Origin of the sequence: Micromonospora sp. NBC_00362, from assembly GCF_026342155.1 — a bacterium.
Classification (GTDB): Bacteria; Actinomycetota; Actinomycetes; order Mycobacteriales; family Micromonosporaceae; genus Micromonospora; species Micromonospora hortensis.
In genome coordinates this window covers 2,546,463-2,571,537 of sequence record NZ_JAPENH010000001.1, presented here as the reverse complement: position 1 = coordinate 2,571,537, position 25,075 = coordinate 2,546,463, and the positions used below count along the sequence as shown (strand labels likewise).

Annotated in this window: 19 protein-coding genes; 15 read left to right on the top strand and 4 right to left on the bottom strand. The window is 69.1% G+C overall.

The annotated features are described in order from the left end of the window. Positions 1–195 precede the first annotated feature (195 nt). A complete protein-coding gene (locus OG992_RS11615; protein ID WP_266303220.1) occupies positions 196–1,581 on the top strand; it encodes an RICIN domain-containing protein in 1,386 nt (461 codons plus the stop codon). A 72-nt stretch (positions 1,582–1,653) separates the two neighbouring features. Here OG992_RS11615 and OG992_RS11610 read toward each other — a convergent pair whose 3' ends face one another. Continuing rightward, positions 1,654–2,424 carry a FadR/GntR family transcriptional regulator gene (locus tag OG992_RS11610; RefSeq protein WP_210781643.1) on the bottom strand — a complete coding sequence of 257 codons (771 nt, stop codon included), beginning with the start codon at positions 2,422–2,424 and terminating at the stop codon, positions 1,654–1,656. A 258-nt stretch (positions 2,425–2,682) separates the two neighbouring features. Here OG992_RS11610 and OG992_RS11605 point away from each other — a divergent pair, with 258 nt between their 5' ends. From OG992_RS11605 to OG992_RS11570, 8 genes are all read left to right on the top strand, one after another. Next, positions 2,683–3,834: an ABC transporter substrate-binding protein gene (locus OG992_RS11605; RefSeq protein WP_266303219.1), complete on the top strand. Its 1,152-nt coding sequence runs from the start codon at positions 2,683–2,685 to the stop codon at positions 3,832–3,834. Positions 3,835–3,844: 10 nt separating this feature from the next. Continuing rightward, on the top strand, positions 3,845–4,819 hold the full coding sequence (locus OG992_RS11600; RefSeq protein ID WP_238686464.1) for a carbohydrate ABC transporter permease: 975 nt from the start codon (positions 3,845–3,847) through the stop codon (positions 4,817–4,819). Then, positions 4,819–5,646: a carbohydrate ABC transporter permease gene (locus OG992_RS11595; protein WP_112601630.1), complete on the top strand. Its 828-nt coding sequence runs from the start codon at positions 4,819–4,821 to the stop codon at positions 5,644–5,646. The genes OG992_RS11600 and OG992_RS11595 overlap by 1 nt, the downstream gene beginning before the upstream one ends. A 1-nt stretch (position 5,647) precedes the next feature. Then, positions 5,648–6,871, top strand: coding sequence for a mandelate racemase/muconate lactonizing enzyme family protein (locus OG992_RS11590; protein ID WP_238686463.1), 1,224 nt, complete (start codon positions 5,648–5,650; stop codon positions 6,869–6,871). A gap of 106 nt (positions 6,872–6,977) precedes the next feature. Continuing rightward, positions 6,978–8,003 (top strand): zinc-binding dehydrogenase, encoded by a 1,026-nt coding sequence (locus tag OG992_RS11585; RefSeq protein WP_266303218.1) that lies wholly within the window; start codon positions 6,978–6,980, stop codon positions 8,001–8,003. After that, positions 8,000–8,761, top strand: a complete 762-nt coding sequence (kduD, locus tag OG992_RS11580; RefSeq protein ID WP_266303217.1) for a 2-dehydro-3-deoxy-D-gluconate 5-dehydrogenase KduD — start codon at positions 8,000–8,002, stop codon at positions 8,759–8,761. The genes OG992_RS11585 and kduD overlap by 4 nt, the downstream gene beginning before the upstream one ends. After that, on the top strand, positions 8,758–9,636 hold the full coding sequence (locus tag OG992_RS11575) for an amidohydrolase (RefSeq protein WP_266303216.1): 879 nt from the start codon (positions 8,758–8,760) through the stop codon (positions 9,634–9,636). The genes kduD and OG992_RS11575 overlap by 4 nt, the downstream gene beginning before the upstream one ends. Continuing rightward, positions 9,633–10,625 carry an aldo/keto reductase gene (locus OG992_RS11570; protein ID WP_266303215.1) on the top strand — a complete coding sequence of 331 codons (993 nt, stop codon included), beginning with the start codon at positions 9,633–9,635 and terminating at the stop codon, positions 10,623–10,625. Before OG992_RS11575 ends, OG992_RS11570 begins: the two co-directional genes overlap by 4 nt. A gap of 89 nt (positions 10,626–10,714) precedes the next feature. On the opposite strand, the gene OG992_RS11565 is transcribed toward OG992_RS11570, so the two are convergent. Beyond that, on the bottom strand, positions 10,715–14,257 hold the full coding sequence (locus OG992_RS11565; protein ID WP_266303214.1) for a ThuA domain-containing protein: 3,543 nt from the start codon (positions 14,255–14,257) through the stop codon (positions 10,715–10,717). 518 nt (positions 14,258–14,775) lie between these two features. On the opposite strand from OG992_RS11565, the gene OG992_RS11560 reads away from it, so the two are divergent. The 6 genes from OG992_RS11560 to OG992_RS11535 all read left to right on the top strand — a co-directional run bounded on the left by OG992_RS11560 (position 14,776) and on the right by OG992_RS11535 (position 22,890). Then, the gene (locus tag OG992_RS11560; protein WP_266303213.1) at positions 14,776–16,287 is read left to right on the top strand and encodes a sugar ABC transporter ATP-binding protein; all 1,512 of its coding nucleotides are present in this window, start codon (positions 14,776–14,778) and stop codon (positions 16,285–16,287) included. A 115-nt stretch (positions 16,288–16,402) separates the two neighbouring features. Further along, entirely contained in the window at positions 16,403–17,374 is a 972-nt protein-coding gene (locus OG992_RS11555) for an ABC transporter permease (RefSeq protein ID WP_238686447.1), read from the top strand. Between the two features lie 2 nt (positions 17,375–17,376). Next, positions 17,377–18,360 carry an ABC transporter permease gene (locus tag OG992_RS11550; RefSeq protein ID WP_091401048.1) on the top strand — a complete coding sequence of 328 codons (984 nt, stop codon included), beginning with the start codon at positions 17,377–17,379 and terminating at the stop codon, positions 18,358–18,360. A 25-nt stretch (positions 18,361–18,385) separates the two neighbouring features. Next, complete coding sequence (locus OG992_RS11545) at positions 18,386–19,558, top strand: substrate-binding domain-containing protein (protein WP_238686446.1); 1,173 nt, start codon at positions 18,386–18,388, stop codon at positions 19,556–19,558. Between the two features lie 6 nt (positions 19,559–19,564). After that, positions 19,565–20,416: a sugar phosphate isomerase/epimerase gene (locus tag OG992_RS11540; protein ID WP_266303212.1), complete on the top strand. Its 852-nt coding sequence runs from the start codon at positions 19,565–19,567 to the stop codon at positions 20,414–20,416. 80 nt (positions 20,417–20,496) lie between these two features. After that, the gene (locus tag OG992_RS11535; protein WP_266303211.1) at positions 20,497–22,890 is read left to right on the top strand and encodes an RICIN domain-containing protein; all 2,394 of its coding nucleotides are present in this window, start codon (positions 20,497–20,499) and stop codon (positions 22,888–22,890) included. Positions 22,891–22,955: 65 nt separating this feature from the next. On the opposite strand, the gene OG992_RS11530 is transcribed toward OG992_RS11535, so the two are convergent. Further along, positions 22,956–23,966 carry a family 43 glycosylhydrolase gene (locus OG992_RS11530; RefSeq protein WP_266303210.1) on the bottom strand — a complete coding sequence of 337 codons (1,011 nt, stop codon included), beginning with the start codon at positions 23,964–23,966 and terminating at the stop codon, positions 22,956–22,958. Positions 23,967–23,984: 18 nt separating this feature from the next. Beyond that, positions 23,985–25,010 (bottom strand): LacI family DNA-binding transcriptional regulator, encoded by a 1,026-nt coding sequence (locus OG992_RS11525; RefSeq protein ID WP_238686438.1) that lies wholly within the window; start codon positions 25,008–25,010, stop codon positions 23,985–23,987. Between the last annotated feature and the right edge of the window lie 65 nt (positions 25,011–25,075).

Below are 25,075 nucleotides of genomic sequence, written 5' to 3'. Positions count from 1 at the left end.
GGGGTTCGGCGCGGCCTGCCACGAAGCCCGGATCGTGGCATCGCCATCGCCATCGCCATCGACGTACGCCGTTGGCAGCGGGTTGCCCGCACAACACCCCAGACGTGCTGACGCCACCACCACGACGCCGGCACGCACGCCAGGGCACGCGCGGGCGCTCCCGCTCGTGGGTGACCCCGATCGAAGGAGTGGACCATGGAAGCCCTCGGTGAGGCTCGTCCCGCCTCTCGACAAAGATCTCGCTGGCGGTCAGGGTTGGCCGCGGCGGCGGCCGCGGTCATGGCAGCCAGCACACTCGTCGCCGTCAACGCGGCGCCCGCGTCAGCGGCGACGGTGGACACCAACGCCTCCTACGTGTTGGTGAATCGCAACAGCGGTAAGGCGTTGGACCTGTACGCCTCGGCCACCAACGACGGGGCGCGGATCAGCCAGTGGACGCGTAACAACGGGGTCAACCAGCAGTGGCAGTTCGTGGATTCCGGGGGTGGCTACTACCGGATCAAGTCGCGGCACTCGGGCAAGGTGCTCGACGTCAGTGGTTTCTCCACCGCCGACGGTGGCGCGATCGTGCAGTGGGCTGATCTGAACGGGACGAACCAGCAGTTCCGGTTGGCCGACTCGGACGGTGGCTATGTTCGGTTGATCAACCGCAACAGCAACAAGGCCGTCGAGGTGCAGGGCGCGTCCACGGCTGACGGTGGGAACATCGTGCAGTACGCCGACTGGGGCGGCACCAACCAGCAGTGGCAGCTCGTCCAGGTGGGCGGCAGTAACCCGCCGCCGTCGGGTGGTAGCGGGTGCGGCAAGGCGCCGACGCTGGCCAGCGGCACGCACACGATCCAGAGCAACGGCAAGAGCCGGACCTTCATCCTCCGGGTGCCGGCGAACTACAACAACAGCAACCCCTACCGGCTTATCTTCGCCTTCCACTGGCGCGGCGGCACCATGCAGGAGATCTCCTCCGGCGGCACCAGCGGGACCCCGTGGTCGTACTACGGGCAGCAGGAGCAGTCGAACAACAGCGCGATCCTGGTCGCGCCCCAGGGGTTCGGCAACGGCTGGGGCAACTCCGGCGGTGAGGACATCGTCTTCGTCGACGACATGATCAGCCGGATCGAGAGCAGCCTCTGCGTCAACCCGAGGCAGCGGTTCGCGCTCGGCTTCAGCTGGGGCGGCGGCATGAGCTACGCCGTCGCCTGCGCGCGGGCCAACGTCTTCCGCGCCGTCGCCGTCATCTCCGGTGGGCAGATCAGCGGCTGCAGTGGCGGTACGCAGCCCATCGCTTACTTCGGGCTGCACGGCATCTCGGACAACGTCCTGGGCATCTCGGGTGGCCGGGCGTTGCGCGACACGTTCGTCCGGAACAACGGCTGCACCGCGCAGAGCCCGCGCGAGCCGGCGGCCGGCAGCCGCACGCACGTCACGACCACCTACTCGGGTTGCCGGGCCGGATACCCGGTGCAGTGGGCCGCGTACGACAACGGCCACATGCCCGGCCCGGTGGACGGCACCTACGCCGAGAGCGGCATCACCACCTGGACCAAGGGTGAGATCTGGAGGTTCTTCGCCCAGTTCTCGTGACTCTTGTTGGCCACAGCTGGCGGCGCCTGCTCCCGTACCTCGGGGGCGGGCGCCGTCCGTTGCTCGTGACGGTCAGCGTTCGAGGCGGACCGGGCTCCCCGAGCCACTGCGACGGACCAGCCAGGCCTCGGTGATGTGGGTGAACATCGCCTCGGCGGCGCCGTTGGGGTCGTGGGCCGCGATGCGTTCGTAGATGCGCCGGTGACCTTGGTTGGACGCCACGCACAACGCCCGTTCGGTCCGGCCCATGTACCGGGCGGTGTTGATGACCTGGCTCTCCAGCGCGCGTACGACGCCACGGGCGATCCGGTTCCCGGATGCCTGCATGATCGTGTCGTGGAAGGCCCGGTCGTGGTCGTGGTAGGTGACGTGGTCGTCGACGAGTTCGTCCATCCGGTCCACCATGGCCCGCAGTCGATCGACCGTCCCGCTGTCGGCGAGGCGGGCGGCGACGTTCGCCATGTCGGACTCCAGCACCCGCCGGGTGACGACCAGGTCGTCGAGTATGGCGAGGCTGTCGTCCACGGCGATGGTGGCCGCGAGGACGAGCTCGTCGAGCATGTCCCAGTGTGACGGTGGGGTGACCATGGTGCCGGCGCCCTGACGGACCTGCACCAGCCCCTTCTCCTGCAGGATCTTCACTGCTTCCCGGACGACGGTCCGGCTCACGCCGAAGGTCTCGCAGAGGATCGGCTCGGGAGGCAGGGACGACCCGGACGGGTGTACGCCGCGGACGATGCGCTCCACCAGTTCGGCGGTGACCGCCCTGGCGAGGTTGGTCGGCCGACGCACCCACGCCGGGGTCGCCGGGCTGTTCAGGGCTGTCTCCTGCGGTGGCGTCATGTCCCCCTCCGAATGGCTCGCCGTGGCACGACGTCTGGGTCAGTGTACGGCCGACTGTTGACGTCACACGTCATACGAGTTACCTTCCGGTCAACATTTGGCTCGCGGGACACCCGCCGGCCACCCCCCATATAGAGGTGACAATCGATGAGACAGCGCGCAATATGGTCGGCCGTCCTCGTTGTGGGCCTGGCCCTGGCCGGTTGTGGAAGTGCTAGCGATTCGGGCAAGTCAACCAGCTCGGACGGCAAGTTGGTCGTGTGGGACTGGAAGTCCGGCGAGCCATTCGCCAAATCCTATCTGGAGAAGGCCAAGGCCGACTTCAAGAAGAAGCACGCCGACGTCGAGGTCGAGTTCGTCGCGCAGCCCTTCGACCAGTACTACACCCTGCTCGGTGCGGCGATCCAGTCCGGTAAGGGCCCGGACGTGATGCTGTTCAACGGTGGCGGCCAGATCCGCGACCGGGTGGACGCGCTGGTGCCCCTCGACGACTACGTGGCCGAGGACAGGCAGCGGTTGGCCGGCTGGGAGGCGTTCGGCAAGGACGGCAAGACCTACGCCGTCCCGGTGACGCTGCAGGGCTACCCGATCTACTACAACAAGGCGATCTATCAGAAGGCGAACCTCGACCCGGCGAGCCCGGCCACCACGTGGGACAAGTTCGTCGCCGACTGCGCCGCCATCGCCAAGGCCGGCTCCAAGTGCTTCGCCCTCGGCAACAAGGAAGGCGTCGGCATCCAGTTCTGGCTCTCCAGCCTGGGCTCGACCACCCTCACCGCCGCGGAGTACGACGCCTGGATCGCCGGCAAGCGCGATTGGAACTCGCCCAACGTCAAGCGGATCTTCCAGACCTGGAAGGAGGCCGGCGACAGGAAGATGAACAGCGACGGGGCCAACTCGACCGCCATGTTCAACGACTCCTTCGCGCTCTTCCAGTCCGGTAAGGCCGCCCACGTCATGGGTCTGATGTCGGACGTGGGGCACTGGCAGGACTTCAACGAGTTCCTGACCGCGGAGAAGCTCGGCGTCATGAAGGCTCCCGTCGTCACCGCCGGCACCACCCCGAGCCTCCCGTACGACGGTGGCATCGGCTACGCGGTCGCCAAGTGGACGAAGGACCCGAAGGTGGCCGCCGACCTGGTGCGCTCCCTGAGCTCGGCCGACGCGTTGAAGGCCTTCTACGCCGACGCCGGCGCGATCGCCGCCGACACCACCATCGACGTGTCGCAGGCCGGGCCGGCCGTCGGCACGATCGTCGGTGAGCTGAAGAGTGGCAAGCCCGCTCTGCACGTGGCGCTCTCCTCGAAGACGCTGGACCTGATGGGGCGCCTCTCCCAGCAGCTGCTCAGCGGGTCGATCAGCGTCGACGAGGTGGTGAAGCAGTTGGCCGCTTCCGACCAGGCGGGCTGACCTCGTGCCGATGGGAAACACGCAACCGTCGGTCCGTCCGGCTTCGGCCGGACGGGCCGGCGGGGCGGCGGTCACCCCCGCCGCGCATCGGAGTGGCGCACGACCCCGTCGCACCCGTGGTGGCCTGAGGGCCGAGCGCTACGCCCCCTACATCCTGGTCCTCCCGGCCGTCCTGATCATCGTGTTGCTGCGGCTCTACCCGCTGCTGCTGGGCGTCAACTTCTCCTTCACCGGCGACGGTGAGCAGAACGGGACGGCTGTCGGTTTCGGCAACTACCGTGAGCTCTTCGCCGACCCGTTGTTCCAGACCGCGCTGAAGAACGTCGGACTGCTGGTGCTTCTGCTGCCGGTGGCGGTGGCGATCCCCGGTCTGCTCGCGACGTTCATCTACCTTCGGGTGCCGGGCCACCGCTTCTACCGCAGCGTCTACTTCTTCCCGGCGGTGCTGTCGCCGGTCATCGTCGGTGCGATCTTCAACCTGTTGCTCGCCTTCGACGGCCCGCTCAACGCCGTGCTCGGGTCGTTCGGTGTCGGTCCGGTGGACTGGCTCGGTGACCCGGACATCGCGATGTTCATGGTGGTGGGCGTGCATATCTGGGCCACCTTCGGGATGGCCCTGGTGGTGTTCCTCGCCGGCTTCGCCACGCTGGACGCCGCGCTCCTGGACGCCGCCCGGGTGGACGGGGCGACGCTGCGCCAGGTCGTCTGGCACGTGATCATCCCGGCCCTCTCGCGCACCATCCAGTTCGTCTTCGTGACCACGATGATCGGGATGCTGACCTCGATGTTCGGCCTCCTCTACATCATGACCAGTGGCGGGCCGGAAGGGTCGACGTACCTGCCGGAGTTCTACATCTGGAAGCAGCAGGGCCAGATGAACCGGCCGGCTCTCGCGTCGGCGGCCTCGACGATCCTCTTCATGATCATGCTCGTCGTGGGGCTGTTGCAGATCAAGCTGCTCGAACGATCCGGAAAGGAGGACTGATGTCTCGCCTCCGCCTGGGACGGTGGTTGGTCGCCATCCCCATGTCGCTGCTCGCCCTGGCGACGATCTACCCCCTGCTGTTCACCGCCAACGTCGCGATGAAGACCCGGCGTGACTACATCCTCGACCGGTTCGGCCTGACCGACGCCCTGCGCTTCGAGAACATCAGCACGGCGTGGAACAGCGTCGGCATGGGCCGCTACTTCATCAACTCGCTGTTCGTGGTGACGGTGTCGGTGCTCCTGCTGCTGCTGTTCGGGTCGATGGCCGGCTTCGCCCTGAGCCAACTGCGGTTCCGCGGCTCGTCGGCGTTGTTCCTGGGTTGCCTCGCGGGGCTCTTCATCCCATTCCAGGTGATCATGGTGCCGCTCGCCCGGATCATGGCCGACACCGCGCTCATCGACACGTACCCGGGCCTGATCCTGGTCTACGTGGCCCAGTTCCTGCCCTTCACGGTCTTTCTCATGACGAGTTACTACAAGGGCATTCCGCCGGAGATCGTCGACGCCGCGCGGATCGACGGCAGCACCGTGTACGGCGTGTACCGCCGGATCATGCTGCCGCTGGGCACCCCGGCGCTGCTGTCGGTCGGGATCCTCAACGCCCTGTTCTGCTGGAACGACGTCCTCATGGCGTTGGTGATGATGCCCTCGGCCGATCACCGGACGCTCATGATCGGGGTGACCTCGCTGCGCGGGCAGTACTCCGACAACATCCCCACCTTCGCCTCCGGGGTGCTGATCGCCGCGATACCCGTCCTGTTGGTCTACCTGTTCCTCCAGCGCCAAATTGCCGACGGCGTGGCCGCCGGTTCCACGAAGGGTTGACATGCGGATCACGGGATATCGGACGCTCTCCACGGTCCAGGAATGGGGCCGACCAGTCGGCGACGCCAACGGTGTGTTCGCCGACGGGGTGGTCCCGGTCTCGATCGTCATCGTCGACACCGACGAGGGCATCTCGGGAGTCGGCCTCGGGCCGCACGTCGAGATCGAGCGGATCTTCCCAGCCATCGAGGGTGAAGACCCCCGGGCCGTGACGTCCCTGTACGACCGCATGTTGCGGCACACCTTCAAGGCTGGCCACGCGGGGCCGGTGTTCGGCACCATCGGCGCTCTGGACACCGCGCTCTGGGACATCAAGGCGCAGGCTGCCGGCGAGCCGCTGTGGCGGCTGCTGGGCGGACGGGACCGGCGGGTCACCGCCTACGCGTCCGGGCTGGACATCGGGCTCACCGACGACGAACTCGTCGCGGAGTACGAGGTGTACGCGAGCCACGGCCTGCGAGCGGCCAAGCTCAAGGGCGGCCTCGACATCGAGCGCGATCGGCACCGTCTGGGCCTGGTCAAGGAGGTCCTGACCGAGGCCGGGCACGGTCGACGGCCGGGCCTGATGCTCGACGTCAACGAGGCGTGGACCCGCAAGCAGGCGGTCCGGCATGTCTGCGAGCTGGAACGCACCCTGGATCTCATCTGGATCGAGGAGCCGGTCCGGCGCTGGGACGCCGAGGGTCTCGCGGCGGTCAGCCGAGGCGTGTCCGCGTCGGTCGCCACCGGTGAGAACCTCACCGGGCTCGAACAGTACCGTCCGCTGATCGCCGCCGGCGCGGTCGACATCGTCCAGATGGCGGCCGTCTGGGGGGTCACCCACTTCCTGCGGGCGGCCGCCCTGGCCCACGCTCACGACCTGCCGGTCAGCCCGATCGGCAACAGCCCGGTCGGGCTGCTGCACGCCGCGACCTCGGTGCCGAACCACCTGACCAGCGAATTGCAGGACCTGCACTCACCCGTTGGTGTCTCCATCGACCTGCACGTCGAGGACGGCGCCTTCATCCTCGGCGACGCGCCAGGGCTTGGGGTCCGGGTGGACGAGGAGCGGATCCGGGCGGTCAACCGCCGCCCGCAGGCGCAGACGGCCGACAGCCCCAACGTCCGGCCGGAGCGGGCCGGACGACGGCTGCTGGCCGGAGTCGACGGGGTGATCCCCACCCGCCAGGTGCCCGTCGTGTCGCTGAACTCCCGCAACGAGGTGTCGCCGACCGTACGGCACTGAGCTGACAACCAGAACAGGTGAGGCGTGGGTGCATCGCGACGGCGGTGCACCCACGACCATGCCCGGTCGGCACGATCGACGTACCGACCGTCGAGACGGAGGAACGATGAAGGCAGTCGTCTACCGGGGAGCGCGACACCTCGGAATCGAGAACCGCGACCCGGAGCCACCGGGCCCCGGCCAGGTACGGATCGAGGTGGCGTACACCGGCATCTGCGGTACGGATCTGCACATCTACCACGGGGACATGGACGCCCGGGTTGGTGACTCAGCGATCATCGGGCACGAGATGTCCGGGCGGATCGCGGCCGTCGGCGAGGGCGTGACCGGCTGGAACATCGGTCAGGCCGTCACCGTGATGCCGACCCGGCCCTGCGGGCGCTGCGCCGCCTGCCAGCGGGGCAACTCCCACGTCTGCCACGCGATGAACTTCCTGGGCATCGACTCACCGGGTGCCATGCAGTCCTCCTGGACGGTGCCGGTGGAGCTGGTTCTGCCGCTTCCGGAGGAGCTGCCCCTCGACCACGCGGCGCTCGTCGAGCCGGTGGCGGTCGCCGTGCACGACGTCCGCCGGGGCAACGTGACCGCCGACGACCAGGTGGTAGTGGTCGGTGGCGGGCCGGTCGGCGTCCTCATCGCCACCGTCGCCCGGGGCCGTGGCGCGCGGGTGCTCCTCGTCGAGCCGGACCCGTTCCGACGCGAGGTGGCGGAGGGCATCGGGATCGAGGCCGTCGACCCGCGAGCGACCGACGTCGTGGCGCTGGTCAACGACCGTACCGATGGCGCGGGCGCTGACATCGCCTTCGAGGTGTCCGGTTCACCGGCCGGCGTCACCACGGCGGTCAACGTCCTCACCACTCGTGGGCGGCTGGTCATGGTGGCGATCCATCCTCAGCCCCGCGAGGTCAACCTGCACCGGTTCTTCTGGCGTGAGCTGGAACTCCTGGGCGCCCGGCTGTATCAGCGCGACGACATGGTGGAGGCGATCCGGTTGGTCGCCTCGGGTGCCATCCCGGCAGAGCAGCTGATCTCCCGGGTCGAGCCGGTCGAGGCGGTCAGCGCGGCCTTCGAGGCGCTGGAGGGTGGCGGCGTCATGAAGGTGCTGCTCGATGTGCGGGAGGGTAACCAGTGACGACGTCGTTCGACCTGTCCGGCCAGACCGCCGTCGTGACCGGGGCGCGGCGCGGTATCGGCCTAGCCATGGCCGAGGCCCTGGCACTGGCCGGCGCCGACATCGTGGGGGTCTCCGCCCAGCTCGAGGCGGAGGGCAGCGAGGTCGAACGCCGGGTGCGCGCCACCGGCCGCCGGTTCACCGCGCTGCGGGCGGACCTCGGCGACCGGGCGGCCGTGCACCGGTTGGCCCGCGACATCACCGCTCTTGGGCCGGTCGACATCCTGGTGAACAACGGCGGCACGATCGCCCGGACCCCGGCGGCGGAGCACCCGGACGAGATGTGGGACCACGTGATCGAGGTCAACCTCAGCAGCCAGTTCATCCTCAGCCGGGAGATCGGCCGGACGATGGTCGAGCGCGGCCGAGGGAAGATCATTTTCACAGCGTCGCTGTTGAGTTTCCAGGGCGGCATCACCGTCCCCGGTTACGCCGCGTCGAAGTCGGGCGTGGCCGGCCTCACCAAGGCGCTGGCGAACGAGTGGGCGGCCCACGGAGTGAACGTCAACGCCATCGCGCCCGGCTACATCGCTACCGACAACACCCAGGCGCTGCGCGACGACCCCGACCGCAACCAGGCGATCCTCGGCCGGATCCCGGCCGGGCGGTGGGGCCGGGCCGACGACCTCGGCGGCGCCACCGTGTTCCTGGCGTCGAGCGCGTCGGACTACGTCAACGGCGTCGTGCTGCCCGTCGACGGCGGCTGGTTGGGCCGATGACGGGCGCACAGGAGCCCGGGCGAGCCGGGATCGTCGACGCGCACCACCACCTCTGGGTCCGCGCCCGGCACCCGCAGCCGTGGATCGACCCGGTGACCATGGCGGCCATCGACGCCGATTTCGAACCCGCCGATCTCGCGCCGCTGGCCCGGGCGGCCGGGGTCACCGCGACAGTGGTGGTGCAGTCCATCGCCTCCGACACGGAGACGGTCGACCTGCTGGAAGTTGCGGCCGACGACACACTCGTCAGTGGGGTCGTCGGCTGGGTGGACCTGACCGCCGACGATGTTGCGGAGCGCCTCGACGGTCTGCGGGCAGCCCGAGGTGGGGAACGCCTCGTCGGCATCCGCCACCTCGTGCAGTCCGAGAGCGACCCGGCGTACCTGGACCGTCCCGACGTCCGTCGGGGGATCGCGGCGGTCGGTGCCGCCGGCCTCGTCTTCGACCTGCTGGTACGCCAACACCAGCTCCCCATGGCCGCGCGTCTCACGCGCGACCTGCCCGAGGTGAGCTTCGTCCTCGACCACCTGGGCAAGCCCGCGCTCGGCAGTCCGGAGATGGCCGAGTGGAGCCGGGACCTGCGGTCGTTGGCGGCCTCGCCCAACACGACGGCGAAGCTCTCCGGGCTGGTGACCGAGGTGCCGCTCCCGCACTGGACGCCGGACGACCTCCGGCAGGCCGTCGAGGACGCCCTCGACGCGTTCGGGCCGGATCGACTGATGTTCGGCTCCGACTGGCCGGTCTGTCTGCTCGCCAGTTCGTACCAGCGGTGGGTCGACACCCTGGCGGAGCTGCTGGAGGGCCAGGACGGGACCGGCCGGGCGTCGGTCTGGGGCGGGACGGCACGCCGCGTCTACGGGCTGGGGCCGTCATGATGGCGCGCGCGCTGCCGCGCCGCCCGCAGCTACGGCTCACCGAGCTGGGCTTCGGCGCGGCGCAGGGGGGCAACCTGTACCGGACGACGACAGACGAGGAGTTCGCCTCGGCGGTCGACGCCGCGTGGGAGGCGGGCGTCAGGTACTTCGACACCGCGCCGCACTACGGTCTCGGGCTGTCCGAGCGCCGCCTCGGCGCCGCGCTGCGCCACCGGCCGCGCGACGAGTACGTGGTGTCGACGAAGGTCGGGCGACTCCTGGTGCCGTCGCCCCAGGACGCGCACCTGCGGGACTCCGACGGGTTCGATGTGCCTGCCACCCACCGGCGGGTGTGGGACTTCAGCCGCGACGGCGTGCTCCGCTCCATCGAGGCCAGCCTCGATCGGACCGGGCTGGACCGGATCGACATCGTCTACCTGCACGACCCGGACGACCACTGGGAGCAGGCCGCGCACGAGGCCGTACCCGCCCTGATCGACCTGCGGGACGAGGGCGTCGTGGGTGCCATCGGCGCCGGCATGAACCAGTCGGCGATGCTGGCGCGGTTCGTCCGGGAGACCGACGTCGACGTGATGATGTGCGCCGGGCGGTACACCCTGCTCGAACAGGGCGCGGCGGCCGACCTGCTGCCGGCCGCCGAGAACCGGGGGGTGGGCGTGGTCATCGCGGGCGTCTACAACTCCGGGCTGCTGTCGCGGGACCGGCCGCCGGCCGACGCCGTCTACAACTACCAGCAGGCCCCGGAGGCGCTGATCGAGCGGGCGCGGCGGATCGCCACTGTCTGCGAGGCGTACGGGGTGACGCTGCCGCAGGCGGCCCTCGCCTTCGTCCGCCGGCACCCGGCCGTGGTGTCGACGGTGGTCGGCGTCCGCAACGAGGCGCAGGCGGTCGAGACGGTGCGACGGTCCGGGATCGTCGTACCCGAGGAACTGTGGGATGACCTGGCCGCGGCCGGGCTGCTCGCCGCGCCGCCCGGTCGGCCTGCCTGACCAACGACGACGTCCCGGCCGGGACCGGCTCCGTTACTCGGACACCGGTCCCGACCGGGACGTCAGTTGTTACCGCGACAGCCGCGGGGTCACACCGCGGTGAACCGCCACTGCTGGTTGGCCGCGCTGTGGCAGGTCCACTGCAACAGTCGGGCGCCGTCGGTGGTGGCAGCACCGTTGACGTCCACGCAGAGGCCGCTCAGCACACTCTTCACCGTGTACACGCCGGAGGTTCCCGTCGCGGTGGCGGTGAACTTCTGCTGGTTGCCGTTGTTGCAGGTGGCCTGCTGGAGGAAGGCACCCGCCGCGGTCGAACTGCCGACCACCTCGACGCACTTACCGCTGTGCACCGCCTTCAGGTAGAGCGCGCCGCTACCGGCGTCGACGGCCTGCCACCTCTGGTTGTTGGCACCGGTGTTCGCCCACTGGGTGATCTGGGCGCCGTCGGCGGTGGAGACACCGCTGACGTCCATCAGCTTGTTGCTGTGCTGCGCCGTGACCGTGTAGGTCTTGCCCGCCAGGCCACCGCCGGTGCCGGGCGTGCCGACGCCGTTGCCGCCGAAGGTGTGCGAGTCCAGATCGAACGAGTTGCTGCTGTTCTTGAACACCATGTAGAGCGTCTGTGTCCCGCTGAGCGCGGCGACGCTCACCGGAGTCGTGGACTGGTAGTTGTCCCAGCCGCCCGTATTGGGCACCGTGGTGGTGGCCAGCAGGGTGCCGGTCGGCGAGCCGGCGCGCAGCTCGATCGATCCGCCGCCGGAAGGCGACGACACCCGGTAGCTGACCGTCGAGATGCCCGACAGGTTCATCGGGTTGAACGCGATCCAGTCGTTGGTGGAGATGTCACCGATGCGCTTGGTGCTCTCCGCGGCGGCCTGGTCGACGACCCGGATGCCGGACTGGCTGCTGAAGTACTCGGACTGCTTGTGCTTCGGTTGCAGGATCGCCTGCGCGGTGCCGGTGAGCGGGGACCCGCCTCCCGAGCCGCCGTTGTCGGTGTACCGCGCGTTCAGCACGTAGAACAGGTTGGCGCCATCCGGATGCCCACCGAGCAGGTCGGTGGAGATGGTGCCCGAGCAGCCCGGGTACTCCGTGGTCTCGTGAGCGTGGTCGTCGTGACCCAGCGCCGGATTGAGGATGACCTTCGAGCAGTCGACGGTGCCGCCGTCCGGATCGGTCACGGTGATCTGGTACGACACCTTGTCGCCGAAGGTCAGCATGCCTCCGTTGCCCGGTGTGGTGATGGTGACCACCGGGGCGCTGTTGCCGACGGTGATCGGGACGTTGGCGAAGCCGGTCTTACCGGTGCTGTCGGTGACCTTCAACTGGGCCGTGTAGTTGCCGTTGGAGGTGTACGTCTTCGACGGGTTGGCCGCCGTCGAGGTGGTGCCGTCGCCGAACGTCCACAGGTAGCTCAGCGTGTTGCCGTCCGGGTCGGACGTGCCCGCGCTGCTGAACTGGACGGTCAGCGGCGAGGAGCCGCTGGTGGGTGTGCCGGTGGCCTTGACGATCGGTGACCGGCCGCCCTGGATGTAGTCGATCCGGTAGAGCCCGGAGTCGCTGTTGCCGCCACCGAAGTTGGTGCCCCACTCCAGCAGGTAGAGCGAGCCGTCCTTGCCGAACTCCATGTCCATCGGCTTGTTGAACCCACCGCTGGGCAGGAACGGGTTGGTGCGGGTCACCGCCGTGGAGGAGTCGAAGTGCACCTCCTTGATGTAGTTGCGCGACCACTCGTAGAAGAAGTGCACGCCGTCGTAGTAGGGCGGGAACTTCGTCTGGGACGGGTTCGACGCGTCGTACCGGTAGACCGGGCCGCCCATCGGGGCGGAGCCGCCGGAGCCCAGCTCCGGGAAGGTCGTCGAGGTGGGGTAGCCGTACCAGATGTTCGGCATGACGACCGGCTTCAGACTGGTCAGGCCGGTGTTGTTCGGCGAGTTGTTGACAGGCGCCGAGCAGTTGAACTTCGAGCCGACGACGCCGGTGTCCGGGTTGAACGGCGCGTAGGGCTGGTTGTTGCCGTGGCAGAACGGCCAGCCGTAGTTGCCGGGCGTCTTGATCACGTTGAGCTCGACCAGGCCCTCGGGACCACGGTTGGTGGTCGGCGGGTTGCGGTCCGGTCCGTAGTCCGCCAGGTAGACCCAGCCGTTGGCGGGGTCGATCGAGAAGCGGAACGGGTTGCGGAAGCCCATGGCGTAGATTTCGGGCTTGGTCTGCGCCGTGCCCTGGGGGTAGAGGTTGCCGCTTGGGATGGTGTAACTGCCACTGGCCCCGGGACGGATACGCAGCAGCTTGCCGCGCAGGTCGTTGGTGTTGCCGGCGGTCCGGGCGGCGTCCAGGTTGGACTTGCCCGAGCGCCAGTCCAGCGGGGCGTAGCCCTGCCAGTTGGGGTCGAGGTTCGGCGGCGTGTCGTCGCCGGTGCCGATGTAGAGGTTTCCGTCCGGGCCGAACTCGATGTAACCGCCGGTGTGGCCGGGCTCCGGGAACGTCCGGTCCCGGTACGCCGGGATGTCGATGATCGTCACCCCGCTGGACGTGTTCAGCGTGTCGCCGCTCATCGTGAAGCGGGAGACCCGGTTGACGTCGGTCGAGCTGCTCGCCGGCGAGTGGTAGAGGTACACGTACCCGTTGGTGGCGAAGTTGGGGTCCAGCGCCATGCCGGTGAGGCCGTCCTCACCGCCGGTGTAGACGCTCAGCGTGCCGGCGGTCACCGTGCTGTTCGTGGAGGGCTTGAAGATCTTCAGCTGCCCGCCGCGCTGGGCGTAGAACACGCGCCCGTCAGGGGCCACGGCCATCGCCATCGGGTCGACGGTGTTGTCGTCCAGGGTGCGCTTCTCGAAGTTGCCCCAGACGGTGCCGCCGCAGTCGCCGGCAGCGTTCCCGGCGGCCCACTTGATGCCACCGAGGACGTGGTTCTGGAAGTTCGTCTCGCTGTAGGAGGCGATCGCGTGGCCCATCGCGGTGGCCCACACCCGCCCGCCGCCGGTGTCCCGACACCAGGAGATCGGGTGGTCCGGGCCCATCGCCCGGGATCCCGGGTTGTAGGTGCGCTCGTCGGCGGTCACCAGGACGTGCACCTTGCCGCGCGGGTTGGCGTCGAAGTTGTACCACTCCTCGCTGCGGGTCCACCGATCCGGCAGGCTGGCCGTCGACGGGTGCTTCTTGTCCGCGACGATGGCGGTGCCCTGCAGCACGCCGGGGGAGTGCTCGGGCATGTGGGCGCCGCCGTTGATGGTGTTGTCCCACCACGGGTACTCGGACTCGATGCCCATGTCGGTGGCGTTGTGGACGGCCACGATGCCCTTGCCGCTGGCGAGGTAGCCCTCCACCGCCTGGCGTTGGGCGGCCGAGGTCCAGACCATGCCGGAGGTCTGGAGCATCACGATCACGTCGAAGGTCGCCAGGTTGGCGGCGGTGAAGACGCTCGAGTCCTCGGTCGCCACCACCTCGAAGTTGTTCGCGGCGGCCTGCTGCTGGACCATGGAGATCGCGGCGGGGATCGAGTCGTGCCGGTAGCCGGTGGTCTTGCTGAACACCAGGGCGCGGAAGGCCGGGGCGGCCGACGCGGGTGGAGCGAGTCCGAGCGCCAGTAACAGACCGGCGATCACTGAGATGAGCAATGTGTTACGACGCATGCCGTCTCCTAGTTGGGCGGGCGTTGGGATTGCGGACACGGGTCCTACGACGCGTCAGGTTGACCTGGACACGCGAGGGACACGGGCGCGCTGGTCTGTCCTCATGCCGTTCGCCGCAACGGCAGTCAGACCTGCGGGACGTCACACAGCGTGATGGTGGCTGTGGTTCTTGTCCCGTGGTCCACGAGGTCAGGATGAGCTAGAGATCGAAGACTGTCAATGCACGAAGTAACGTCCGACGTCCTGCCCGGTGGACGGCGGTCGCGCTCGGCCCCTCGTTGCGGCACCGCCCGCCGATCGCAGCCCGGCCTGGCGGTCGGGCTTGATCGAGGATTGCGGAGCCGCATCCAAACATCTATCTTCATACGTGTGATGTTTCGCCGGTGTCAAGGAAATGTTTGCACCGCAAGAACGTAAGCCCTCGCTGTTGGCACGAAAGTTTGTTGTTCAGCGCCTCGAAGCCGCCGTAGTGTGGCATTTAACCTTGTCGATCATTACTGTCTGTGAGGGCTTTCGGGATGTCAGATCCGCCGCCGACGCCGCTTCTCACCCTTCGGGGCATCGGCAAGTCATTCCTCGGAGTCCGTGTTCTCGACGGTGTCGACCTCGATGTCGCGCCGGGCGAGGTGCACGCCGTGGTCGGTGAGAACGGTGCCGGGAAGTCGACCCTCATGAAGATCGTCTCGGGCGGGTACGCCCCGGACGGGGGCACTGTCGAGTTCGCCGGTGCGACGCGTACCTTCCGTGGTCCGCGCGACGCGCAGCGGGCCGGCATCGGCATCATCCACCAGGAGTTCAACCTGCTCCCGGAGCGCACCGTCGCGGAGAACGTCTACCTGGGACACGAGCCGGTTCGACGCGGGCTCGTCGATCGTCGGGGGATGCTCGACCGCACCACTCGGCTGCTCGCCTCGATCGGCGAGACCACGTTGCCGGCCGACGCCCGGGTGGGGCAGTTGGGTGTCGCGCAGCAGCAGGTCGTCGAGATCGCCAAGGCGCTCGCCCTGGACGCGCGGCTGCTCATCATGGACGAGCCGACCGCCGCGCTGGCCGACCACGAGGTCGAGTTGCTCTACGGGCTGGTGCGTCGACTCCAGGAGCGGGGCATCGGGCTGCTGTACGTCTCGCACCGGCTCGCCGAGGTCTTCGACCTGTCCAGTCGGATCACAGTGCTCAAGGACGGCCGACGCGTCACCACAGTGGACACCGCTGACACCACCGCCGACGCGTTGGTGCGGCACATGGTCGGCCGGGAACTGTCCAGTTACTACCCTGACCGGGCCGTCCCGGAGGACCGGGGCCCGGTGCGGCTCAACCTTCGCGACGCCGGAAACCGGAAGCTGCGAGACGTCAACCTCCAGTTGCGCGCCGGCGAGGTGCTCGGCATCGGTGGCCTTCAGGGCTCCGGGCGCTCGGCGCTGGCCCGCGCGATCTTCGGGGTGTCGCCGTTCACGACCGGCGACGTGACGCTCGACGACCGGCCGATCCGACTGCGCTCACCCCGCACCGCCATGCGGGCCGGCATCGCCTACGTCACCGAGGACCGCAAGGGTGAGGGGATCGTCCCCCGGCAGTCGGTGCTGGACAACGCGCTGCTCGCCAGCCGGGCCGTCTTCGCCGCCCGGTCCGGCCGGGCCGCGAGGACCGCCCGCGTACGCGAGCTGCTGGCCGCCGTGGAGATCCGCGGCGCCGGCGACGACCAGGAGATCCGCTTTCTGTCCGGCGGCAACCAGCAGAAGGTCGTGCTGGCCCGATGGCTCGCGCTCAACCCGCGGATCCTGCTCTTCGACGAGCCGACCCGGGGCATCGACGTGGGCGCGAAGTCAGCCATTCACGACCTCGTCCGCCGCCTCGCCCGTGATGGCGCGGCCGTGCTGATGATCTCGTCCGATCTGCCGGAGTTGCTGGGGATGAGTGACCGGATCGTCGTCATGCGGGACGGCCACGTCGCGGGCGAGCTGCCCGCCGGCGCGACCGAGGAGGAGGTCGTCGCGTTGGCGGTCGGCACCGTTCGGGAGACGGCCCAGTGAGCGCGAGGAGTGAGCCGGGTCTGCGAGCCCCGCAGTCGCGAACCGAGGTGGCCCCAGTGAGCGCGAGGAGTGAGCCGGGTCTGCGAGCCCCGCAGTCGCGAACCGAGGTGGCCCAGTGAGCGCTCTGTCGCTTTTGCCCGCCCGGCGTTCCGTACCGGGCGTGTTCGTGGCCCTGACCCTGACCCTGACGATCGGCTGGCTGGTCGTCCTGCTCGACGGGGGTCAGCTCTTCAACCAGTCCACGACGGTGAGTCTGCTGCATGTCGCCGCCGGCCTCGGGCTGGTCGCGGTGGGTCAGACCCTGGTCATCCTGGGGGGCTCGCTGGACCTCTCGGTGGCGTTCGTGATCAGCCTCAGCACTCTCGTCGCGGCCGAGACGATGAACGGCAGCGACGGCGCGGTGCTGCCGGCGATCGGCCTGGTGCTGGTCGTCAGCGCCGGCGTCGGGCTGCTCAACGGGCTCCTCGTCACCAGGTTCCGGGTCAACGCGTTCATCGCGACCCTCGGCGTCGGGCTGCTGCTCAAGGGTTACCTCGACAACGGCTACGACGGCCCGGCCGGCACCACAGCACCCTCACTGGTGCAGGCGCTCGGTTATCAGCGCGTCGGTCCGGTGCCGGTGTCGTTCCTGCTGCTGATAGCGGTCACCGCGGCGGCCTGGTTCGCGCTCTCGCGGACCCGCTTCGGCCACCACCTGGTCGCCGTCGGCGGGGATCCGGAGGTGGCAAGGCTCTCGGGCGTCCGCAACGACCGGGTCCTCATCACCGCCCACATGCTGTGCTCGATGTGCGCGGGGCTCGCCGGCATCTACCTCGCCAGTCGGCTCGGCTCGGGCGCTCCGCGCGTCGGCACCGAGGGCCTCTACGACCTGGAGTCGATCGCCGCGGTGGTGATCGGCGGTACCGCCCTCGCCGGTGGGCGCGGTGGCGTCATCGGCACCGTCGGCGGGGTCCTGCTGCTGGCCAGCATCGACGCCATCTTCAACCAGCTCGAGGTCGACGCCTTCTTCAAGCAGGTGATCCGGGGCGTCATCATCATCGCCGCGGTCGCCGTCTACGCCCGCCGGGCCATGCGAAAGGCGGCCTAGCCATGCAGACCGTCCAGCCCCGTTCCCTGCCGCTGCGTCTGCCGCGGGTGCGTCCCGGTGGTGTCCTGCCGATCCTCGCGATCCTCGCGGTGCTGTTGGTGCTCGTCGGCATCCGGCAGCCCGACTTCCTGGCCCCGCAGTCGCTGATGTCCTTCCTCGGTCGTTCGGCGCCGATCATCCTGCTCGCCGCCGGCCAGTACTTCGTGATCGTGTCCGGCGAGTTCGACCTCTCGGTCGGTTCCCTGGTCACCGCTCAGGTGGTGGTCGCCGCCCGGCTGATCGACAGCGACCCGGCGCGTACCTGGCCGGTGGTGCTGCTCCTGCTCGCCTTCGGCGCACTGGTCGGGCTGGTCAACGGCCTGATCACGACACGGCTGCGGGTGCCGTCGTTCATCACCACCCTCGGCATGTTCCTGATCCTCGTCGGCGCGGTCTACCTGTGGTCCGACGGCGCCCCGAAGGGTGGGCTCTCCGAGGAGTTCCGGCGGTTCGGCCGGCGGGCCTTCGAGGACGTGCCGGTGCTGGGCCGCGTGCCGTACGCGCTGCTGGTCCTGGTGGTCCTGGCGGTGGCGGCCGTGCTGCTGATGCGGTCCGACTTCGGCCGGACGCTGGTCGCCGTCGGCGACAACCCGCGCACCGCCGAGCTCAGCGGCGTACGCGTGTGGCGTACCCGGACCTTCGCCTTCATCCTCAGCGGGCTCGCGGCGGCGGTGGCGGCCATCCTGCTGGGCGGCTACAGCGGCGTGTCGTTCCAGGCCGGCGCTGGTCTGGAGTTCGGTGCGATCACCGCTGTCGTCCTCGGTGGGGTGGCGCTCGGCGGGGGGCGCGGCGCCGTCGTCGGGGCGATGCTCGGCGCGCTGACCCTCGAACTGCTGTTCGCCCTCATGAATTTCTACGGCGTCTCCGGCGCCCTCAGGTCGACCGTCCAGGGCGGGATCATCCTGCTCGCCGTGGCGGTCTCGGCAACGCGTTCTTCTTCGAGATAAAGGGGAAACCATAGTGCGACGTTCCATGGCGGCTCTTGCCGCCGTCACCCTGCTGTCCCTCGCCGCCTGTGCCACCGACGAGCCGGCCGCGAGCCCGTCGGGAAGTGCGTCCGCCGCCACTGGGTCCGGCACCGGGGACCAGTCGAAGTTCTTCGTGCAGGCCGACTACGACGCCGAACTGGCGCTGCTCGACGCGGCACCGACAGGCCCGGCCGACAAGCCGTGGGAGCAGGTGCTCAACCCGACGATGGTCGACACCGCCAAGTTCAAGAAGAGCGGCCCGCACAAGATCTGCTTCTCGAACGCGGCCCTGAACAACCCGTGGCGGCAGGTCGGGTTCAAGACCATGCAGGCCGAGGTCGAGGCGCAGAAGAGCCGCATCAGTGAGTTCGTGCACGTCGACGCCGAGGGCAAGGACCAGAAGCAGATCGCGGACATCAACGATCTGCTCGGCAAGGGCTGTGACGCGCTCATCGTCTCGCCGAACACCACCGCCACGCTCACCCCGGCCGTCGAGGCGGCCTGCAAGGCCGGGCTGCCGGTCGTCGTCTTCGACCGTGGTGTCAACACGAAGTGCCCGGTCACGTTCATCAACCCCATCGGGGGTTACGGGTTCGGGCACGTCGGGGCCGAGTTCGTCAGCCAGAAGATGAAGCCCGGTGGCAAGGTCCTCGCCCTGCGGATCCTTCCCGGCGTCGACGTCCTGGAGACCCGCTGGTCGGCGGCGAAGGTGGCGTTCGACAAGGCGAAGGTCGACGTCGTCGGTGTCGAGTTCACCGATGGCGATCCGGCCAAGACCAAGAAGATCGTCGACGACTACATCCAGCGGTACGGCACGATCGACGGGGTCTGGATGGACGCCGGAGCGGTGGCCGTCGCGGCGGTCGAGGCGTTCCAGGACGCGGGCAAGCCGGTTCCGCCGATGAACGGTGAGGACCAACTCGACTTCCTGAAGATCTGGAAGGACAAGAAGCTCACCGCCATCGCGCCGACCTACCCGACCTACCAGTGGCGTACGCCGGTCATCGCCGCGCTGCGGATCCTCGACGGCCAGCAGGTGTCCAACCCGTGGAAGCTGCCGCAGCCGACAGTCACCCAGGACAACCTGGACCAGTACCTCGACGCGGGCATGCCGCCGCTGCACTACGCGATGTGCGGCTGCACCGACCTGCCCGGTTACCCGCAGCGCTGGAAGTAGGGTCCGATGTACGCCATCGGCGTCAACCCCTGGGTCTGGGCCTCGCCGGTCGACGACAAGGCCCTGGCCGAGCTGATCCCGCGGATCGCCGCGTTCGGTTTCGACGCTGTCGAGTTGCCGATCGAGCAGCCCGGCGACTGGGACCCGATCCGTACCCGGGACCTGTTGGCGGCGCACGGCCTCGTCGCCGCCGGCGTCTGCGCGGTCACCCCGCCGGGGCGGGAACTGGTCGACGCCCCACCAGCGGTCGTCGAGTCGACGGTGGCGTACCTCATGGGTTGCGTGGCGAGCGCGGCGGCCGTCGGCGCTGGTTGCGTCGGCGGTCCCGCGTACGCCTCGGTCGGCCGCACCTGGCGGATGTCGCCGGCGGCTCGGGCGGCCTGCTACGCGGACTTCCGGCGGGCCCTGGCGCCGGTTGCCGACCAGGCCGGCGAGTTGGGCGTGAGCATCGGTGTCGAGGCGTTGAACCGCTACGAGACGAGCGTCGTCAACACGATCGAGCAGACGATCGAGTTGATCGACGGGCTTCCGTCGAACGTCGGCATCATGATCGATACCTATCACATGAACATCGAGGAGGCCGACCCCTACGCGGCCCTCGCGGTCGCCGGCCGACACATCAAGCACGTCCAGGTCAGCGGCACCAACCGGGGCGCTCCCGGTGCTGACCACTTCGACTGGCCCCGCTTCTTCGCCGTCCTGCGGGACACCGGCTACCAGGGCGCGATCTGCATCGAGTCGTTCACCGCGGAGAACGATGCGATCGCCACCGCTGCGGCGATCTGGCGTCCGTTGGCCCCCTCGCAGGACCGTCTCGCCACGGACGGCCTGCGCTATCTCCGGGAGATCCTCGGATGACCGCCTCGACCGGCCACCCCCACGCTGGTCGAGGCCGTTGCACCACCCCCACCCCGTTCTCACGTCAGGAGCACCGTCCCGTGTCCTCGTCCCTTCCGGCGCTGCGCCGACTGCTGGCCGGCGCCGCCGCGACAGCGGTGACCGCAGTGGTCGCGGTAACCGCCTCGGCGTCCCCGGCCCTCGCGGCCACCACCACCCTCTACGCGTCACCCTCCGGCACCGGCACCACCTGTTCCGCCAGCCAACCGTGTTCGCTGAGCGCCGCCCAGACGGCGGTGCGAGCGATCAACAGCACGATGTCCGGTGACATCGTGGTGGAGTTGGCGAACGGCACCTACCGGCTCTCGTCGCCGATGCGGTTCACCGCGGCCGACTCGGGCAACAACGGCTATCAGGTGATCTGGCGGGCCGCCACCGGGGCGCGTCCGACGATCACCGGCGCCCGGGCCGTCACCGGCTGGTCGCTCGTCGACTCCGCGAAGAACATCTGGCGGGCCAACGTCGGCGCCGGGCTCGACTCCCGACAGCTCTACGTCAACGGGGCCGTCGCCACGCGGGCGCGCACCGCTATGACCCGCTCCAACTTCACCTTCACCACGTCGGGCATGCGGTTCACCAACAGCGCGCTCAACTACCTCAACAACCTCGGCAACCAGAACCGGGTCGAGGTGGAGAGCGTCGGCTCGTTCACCGACCGGTACTCGCCGGTGCAGAGCATCAGCGGCAACTTCCTGACGATGCAGCAGCCCGCCTGGAACAACAACACCTTCGGGTTCGACACCCTCTCCAGCCCGCACCGCGCCGGCCCCTTCTACCTGACCAACGCGTACGAGTTCCTGGACTCGGCGGGGGAGTGGTACCTCAACCCCAGCAACGGTCAGCTCAACTACATCCCCCTCGCCGGGCAGAACATGAGCTCGGTCAGCGTCGAGTTGCCGCAGTTGCAGTCCCTGGTCAACGTGGGCGGCACTCTCGACACGCCGGCACACCACATCTCGTTCAGCGGCATCACCTTCACCGGGACCAGCTGGCTCGGCCCGAGCAGCAGCAACGGCTTCGCCGACCAGCAGACCGGTGCCCACATCACCGGCACCTGGTCCCGGCCGTCCGACGCGCTGACCTCCTGCCAGGCCGGCTGCCCCCAGTTCGAGGCCACCCGGCCGAACTGGAACCAGATGCCCGCCGCCGTGCAGGTCTCCGCGGCCAACACCATCACGTTCAGCGACTCCCAGTTCGTCAACCTCGGGCAGACCGCGATCGGCATCGGCAACGACGCCAACGCCCACGCCAGCGGTGTCGGCCTGGGCGCCAGCAACATCACCGTCACCCGCTCCGAGATCGCCCGCAACTCCGCCGGTGGCGTCGTGGTCGGTGGCGTACGCGCCGACGCCCACCACCCCACTGACCAGCGGATGGTCAACCGCAACATCACCATCAGCAACAACCGCGTGCACGATCTCGGCCTGGAGTACCGGGGCGTGGTCTCGATCCTGACCACCTACGTGAACACGGCGACGGTCTCGTACAACGAGGTCTACAACATGCCGTACACCGGCCTGTCGGTCGGCTACGGCTGGGGCGCCAACGACGCCGGCGGCAGCCAGCACTACGCGAACCGGGGTCTGTACAACTACCAGCCGCGCTACACCACGGCGACCACCGCGGCCAACAACCAGGTCATCGGCAACTACGTGCACGACGTGATGCAGCAGATGACCGACGGCGGGTGCATCTACACGCTGTCGGCGAACCCGGGCGGGACCATCAACCAGAACTACTGCCTGCGGACCAACGGCTGGTTCGGGCTCTACTTCGACGAGGGCTCCCGCTACTACACCGCCCGTAACAACGTGTTCTCCTCCACCGGTACCTGGGCCACCGCCAACTACTGGTACGCGGAGAACATGGGCAACTTCACCGTCACCAACAACTGGTCGACGAACAACTCCACGAACGTGACCAACGGCGACCGCGGCAACGTGGTCAACGGCAACGTCACGGTCAGCAACGGCAGTTGGCCGTCGGGCGCCCAGACCGTCATCAACTCGGCTGGCGTGCAGAGCGGTGGCGGCACCAACCCGACGAACGTGCAGATCGTGGGTGCCCAGTCGGGCCGGTGCGCCGAGATCGGCAATTCCAGCACCACCAACGGCACGCAGGCTCAGATCTGGGACTGCATCAGTGCGGCCACCAACCAGCGGTGGACCCACACCGCCAGCCGGCAGCTCATGGTGTACGGCACCAAGTGCCTGGACGCCTCTGGCCAGGGCACCAGCAACGGCACCACTGTGGTGATCTGGGACTGCAACGGCGGCGCCAACCAGCAGTGGAACGTCAACGCCAACGGCACGATCACGGGAGTGCAGTCGGGTCTCTGCCTGGACGCCAACGGCGCCGCAACGGCGAACGGCACGAAGCTGATCCTCTGGTCCTGCTCCGGCGGTACGAACCAGCAGTGGCAGCTGCGTAGCTGATCCATCAGCTGGACATTGACAGGTCCGGGCCGGGCGCGAGACGCCTCGGCCCGGATCTGTTCGCTCTACCCCGCCACGTTCGCCCTCGCCGGGTCCACTGTCAGCCCGGTCGCGGCCTGGTAGCGGACCGGGACGGGATCGGTGAGTTCCCCGACGAACGTCTCGTCGACGTGGTCGAGGAAGCCGATGAGGGACCAGTCGTGGGCGGGGCCGGGGACCAGCCGGGGCGCGTACAGGTGCGGGTGGGCGAACGGCTGGGCGGAGGCGATGTCCCACGGCCCGAGGGTGGTCTCGCCGGTCACCACCCAGATCCGGTGGTCGTCGCGCCGAGCGCTGCCGGTGGCCTCGGCGGAGAAGAGCAGCAGCGGCTGCCCGTCGACCACCGCGACCTGGGGCACCTCCAGGTGACCGAAACCGGCCGGAGTCGACAACGGCGGCGCGACGGTCCAGGTGACGAGGTCGGTGGAGGTGGCGTGGCCGACGACGCCACGGGTGTCCGCCGGACCGGTGTTGGCGCGGGCGGTGATGAGCATGTGCCAACCCTCGCCGTCGGGGTCGGGAAACACCCACGGGTCACGCCACGCCTGCTCGTACCACAGCTCCTTGTCCAGCAGCTCGTACCAGGCGGGGTCCGCCTCGACGATCGGTTCGGTGCCGTGCCGGTGCCAGGTCATGAGGTCGTCGGAGACGGCCAGTCCGATGCGTTGGACGAGCCCGTCCTCCGCACGACCGACGCCGGTGTAGAACAGGTACCACCGTCCGTCATGCCCGCGGACGGTGCAGCCCGTCCAGGTCGCCAGGTCGTCCCAGCTGGGCGCGTCGGCGGGCACCACGGCGTCGGCGACCAGGCGCCACGAGCGCAGGTCCGCCGAGACGGCGTGGCCGATGGTGGCCCGGCGGTGGCGGCGGTGCGGGTCGTGCAGGGCGCGGGACGCGCGCAGGAAGAACACGTGCCAGAGGCCGTTGTCGTCCCGCGCGTACCAGCTGTCCCACACCCAGTGGTCGGGTAGACGAAGCATGGTCGGAAACCTAGCACTAAACCGTTTTAGCGTCGGCCAGTGCCAACCCTGCGGCACGGATCGGAGGGCCTGTGGTCAGCCGGCCGGAGGCGCGAGGGACCGGCGTCGGCGCAGGGGCATCGGAACGAGCGAGGGTTCGGTGGCGCCCCCGTCCAGGAGCAGTTCGACCGCTCGCCGCCCCATCTGCTCGTGTGGCAGCGCCGTGGTGGCCAGGCTCGGACGCAACCAGGCGGCGATCGGGTCGTCGTCGAACGAGATGACCGAGATGTCCTCCGGGACGGTCAGCCCCGCCTCGCCGAGTGCCTGGTAGGCGCCGAAGGCCAGCCGGTCGTTCATGCAGATGATCGCGCTGGGTCGCTTCGGCTTGCTCAGCAGGCTGCGCATGGCGGCGTACCCGTGCTCGGGCAACCACTCGGTGCAGAAACACTCGGCCAGGAGGCCGACCTTCGCCTCGTCCAGCGTCTGCCGGATGCCGTGCAGGCGGGCGCGGGCGGCGAGCGAGACCTCCGGGTCGTCCTCCTTGAGTCGGTTGCGGCCGATGAGCGCGATCGCGTCGCGGTGGCCAAGCTCCAGCAGGGCCGTGGCGACGGAGCGCCCGGCGCCCTCGTCGTCGGGGACCACGCTGGGTAGGCCGTCGGGGCTGGTGGCGTTGAGCAGCACCACCGGGCCGCCGAGGATGGCCGCGGGCACCATCAGCCGTCGGGTAGCCATCGCCGCGTAGATCACCCCGTCGACCTGCCGATCCAGGACGGCCTCGATGGCGTACTGCTCGAAGGTGGCGTCGCCCTGCGTCTCGGTGATGAGCAGGACGTGGTCCCGTTCACGGGCCGCGTCGAGGGCGCCGCGGATGAGGTCGCCGGCGAACCGGGTGGTGGCCACGATGTCGGAGACGAACGCGATGGTGGCCGTCTTGCGGGTGCGCAGGCTGCGCGCGGCGAGGTTGGGCCGGTAGCCGAGCTCCTCGGCGGCGGCGAACACCCGCTGGTGCGCCTCGGCCGAGAGTCGGGTGCCCTCCCTGCCGTTGAGCACCATCGACGCGGCGGTCTTGGACAGCCCGGCTTTCCGCGCGACGTCGGCGAGTGTTGCTCTGTTGCGGCCCATCAGTCCTCCGAATCAGGCGCGGTGCCACAGGCACCGCTCCCGCCCATCATGATGCGTCGCCGCCC

What these genes read in the sequence shown, in the direction of transcription:
- OG992_RS11550 (WP_091401048.1), top strand. Translation starts at nt 17,377, where the DNA reads ATGCAGACCGTCCAGCCCCGTTCCCTGCCGCTGCGTCTGCCGCGGGTG.
- OG992_RS11615 (WP_266303220.1), top strand. Translation starts at nt 196, where the DNA reads ATGGAAGCCCTCGGTGAGGCTCGTCCCGCCTCTCGACAAAGATCTCGC.
- OG992_RS11600 (WP_238686464.1), top strand. Translation starts at nt 3,845, where the DNA reads ATGGGAAACACGCAACCGTCGGTCCGTCCGGCTTCGGCCGGACGGGCC.
- OG992_RS11545 (WP_238686446.1), top strand. Translation starts at nt 18,386, where the DNA reads ATGGCGGCTCTTGCCGCCGTCACCCTGCTGTCCCTCGCCGCCTGTGCC.
- OG992_RS11610 (WP_210781643.1), bottom strand. Translation starts at nt 2,424, where the DNA reads ATGACGCCACCGCAGGAGACAGCCCTGAACAGCCCGGCGACCCCGGCG.
- OG992_RS11595 (WP_112601630.1), top strand. Translation starts at nt 4,819, where the DNA reads ATGTCTCGCCTCCGCCTGGGACGGTGGTTGGTCGCCATCCCCATGTCG.
- OG992_RS11565 (WP_266303214.1), bottom strand. Translation starts at nt 14,257, where the DNA reads ATGCGTCGTAACACATTGCTCATCTCAGTGATCGCCGGTCTGTTACTG.
- OG992_RS11560 (WP_266303213.1), top strand. Translation starts at nt 14,776, where the DNA reads ATGTCAGATCCGCCGCCGACGCCGCTTCTCACCCTTCGGGGCATCGGC.
- OG992_RS11575 (WP_266303216.1), top strand. Translation starts at nt 8,758, where the DNA reads ATGACGGGCGCACAGGAGCCCGGGCGAGCCGGGATCGTCGACGCGCAC.
- OG992_RS11540 (WP_266303212.1), top strand. Translation starts at nt 19,565, where the DNA reads ATGTACGCCATCGGCGTCAACCCCTGGGTCTGGGCCTCGCCGGTCGAC.
- OG992_RS11585 (WP_266303218.1), top strand. Translation starts at nt 6,978, where the DNA reads ATGAAGGCAGTCGTCTACCGGGGAGCGCGACACCTCGGAATCGAGAAC.
- OG992_RS11525 (WP_238686438.1), bottom strand. Translation starts at nt 25,010, where the DNA reads ATGGGCCGCAACAGAGCAACACTCGCCGACGTCGCGCGGAAAGCCGGG.
- OG992_RS11570 (WP_266303215.1), top strand. Translation starts at nt 9,633, where the DNA reads ATGATGGCGCGCGCGCTGCCGCGCCGCCCGCAGCTACGGCTCACCGAG.
- OG992_RS11590 (WP_238686463.1), top strand. Translation starts at nt 5,648, where the DNA reads ATGCGGATCACGGGATATCGGACGCTCTCCACGGTCCAGGAATGGGGC.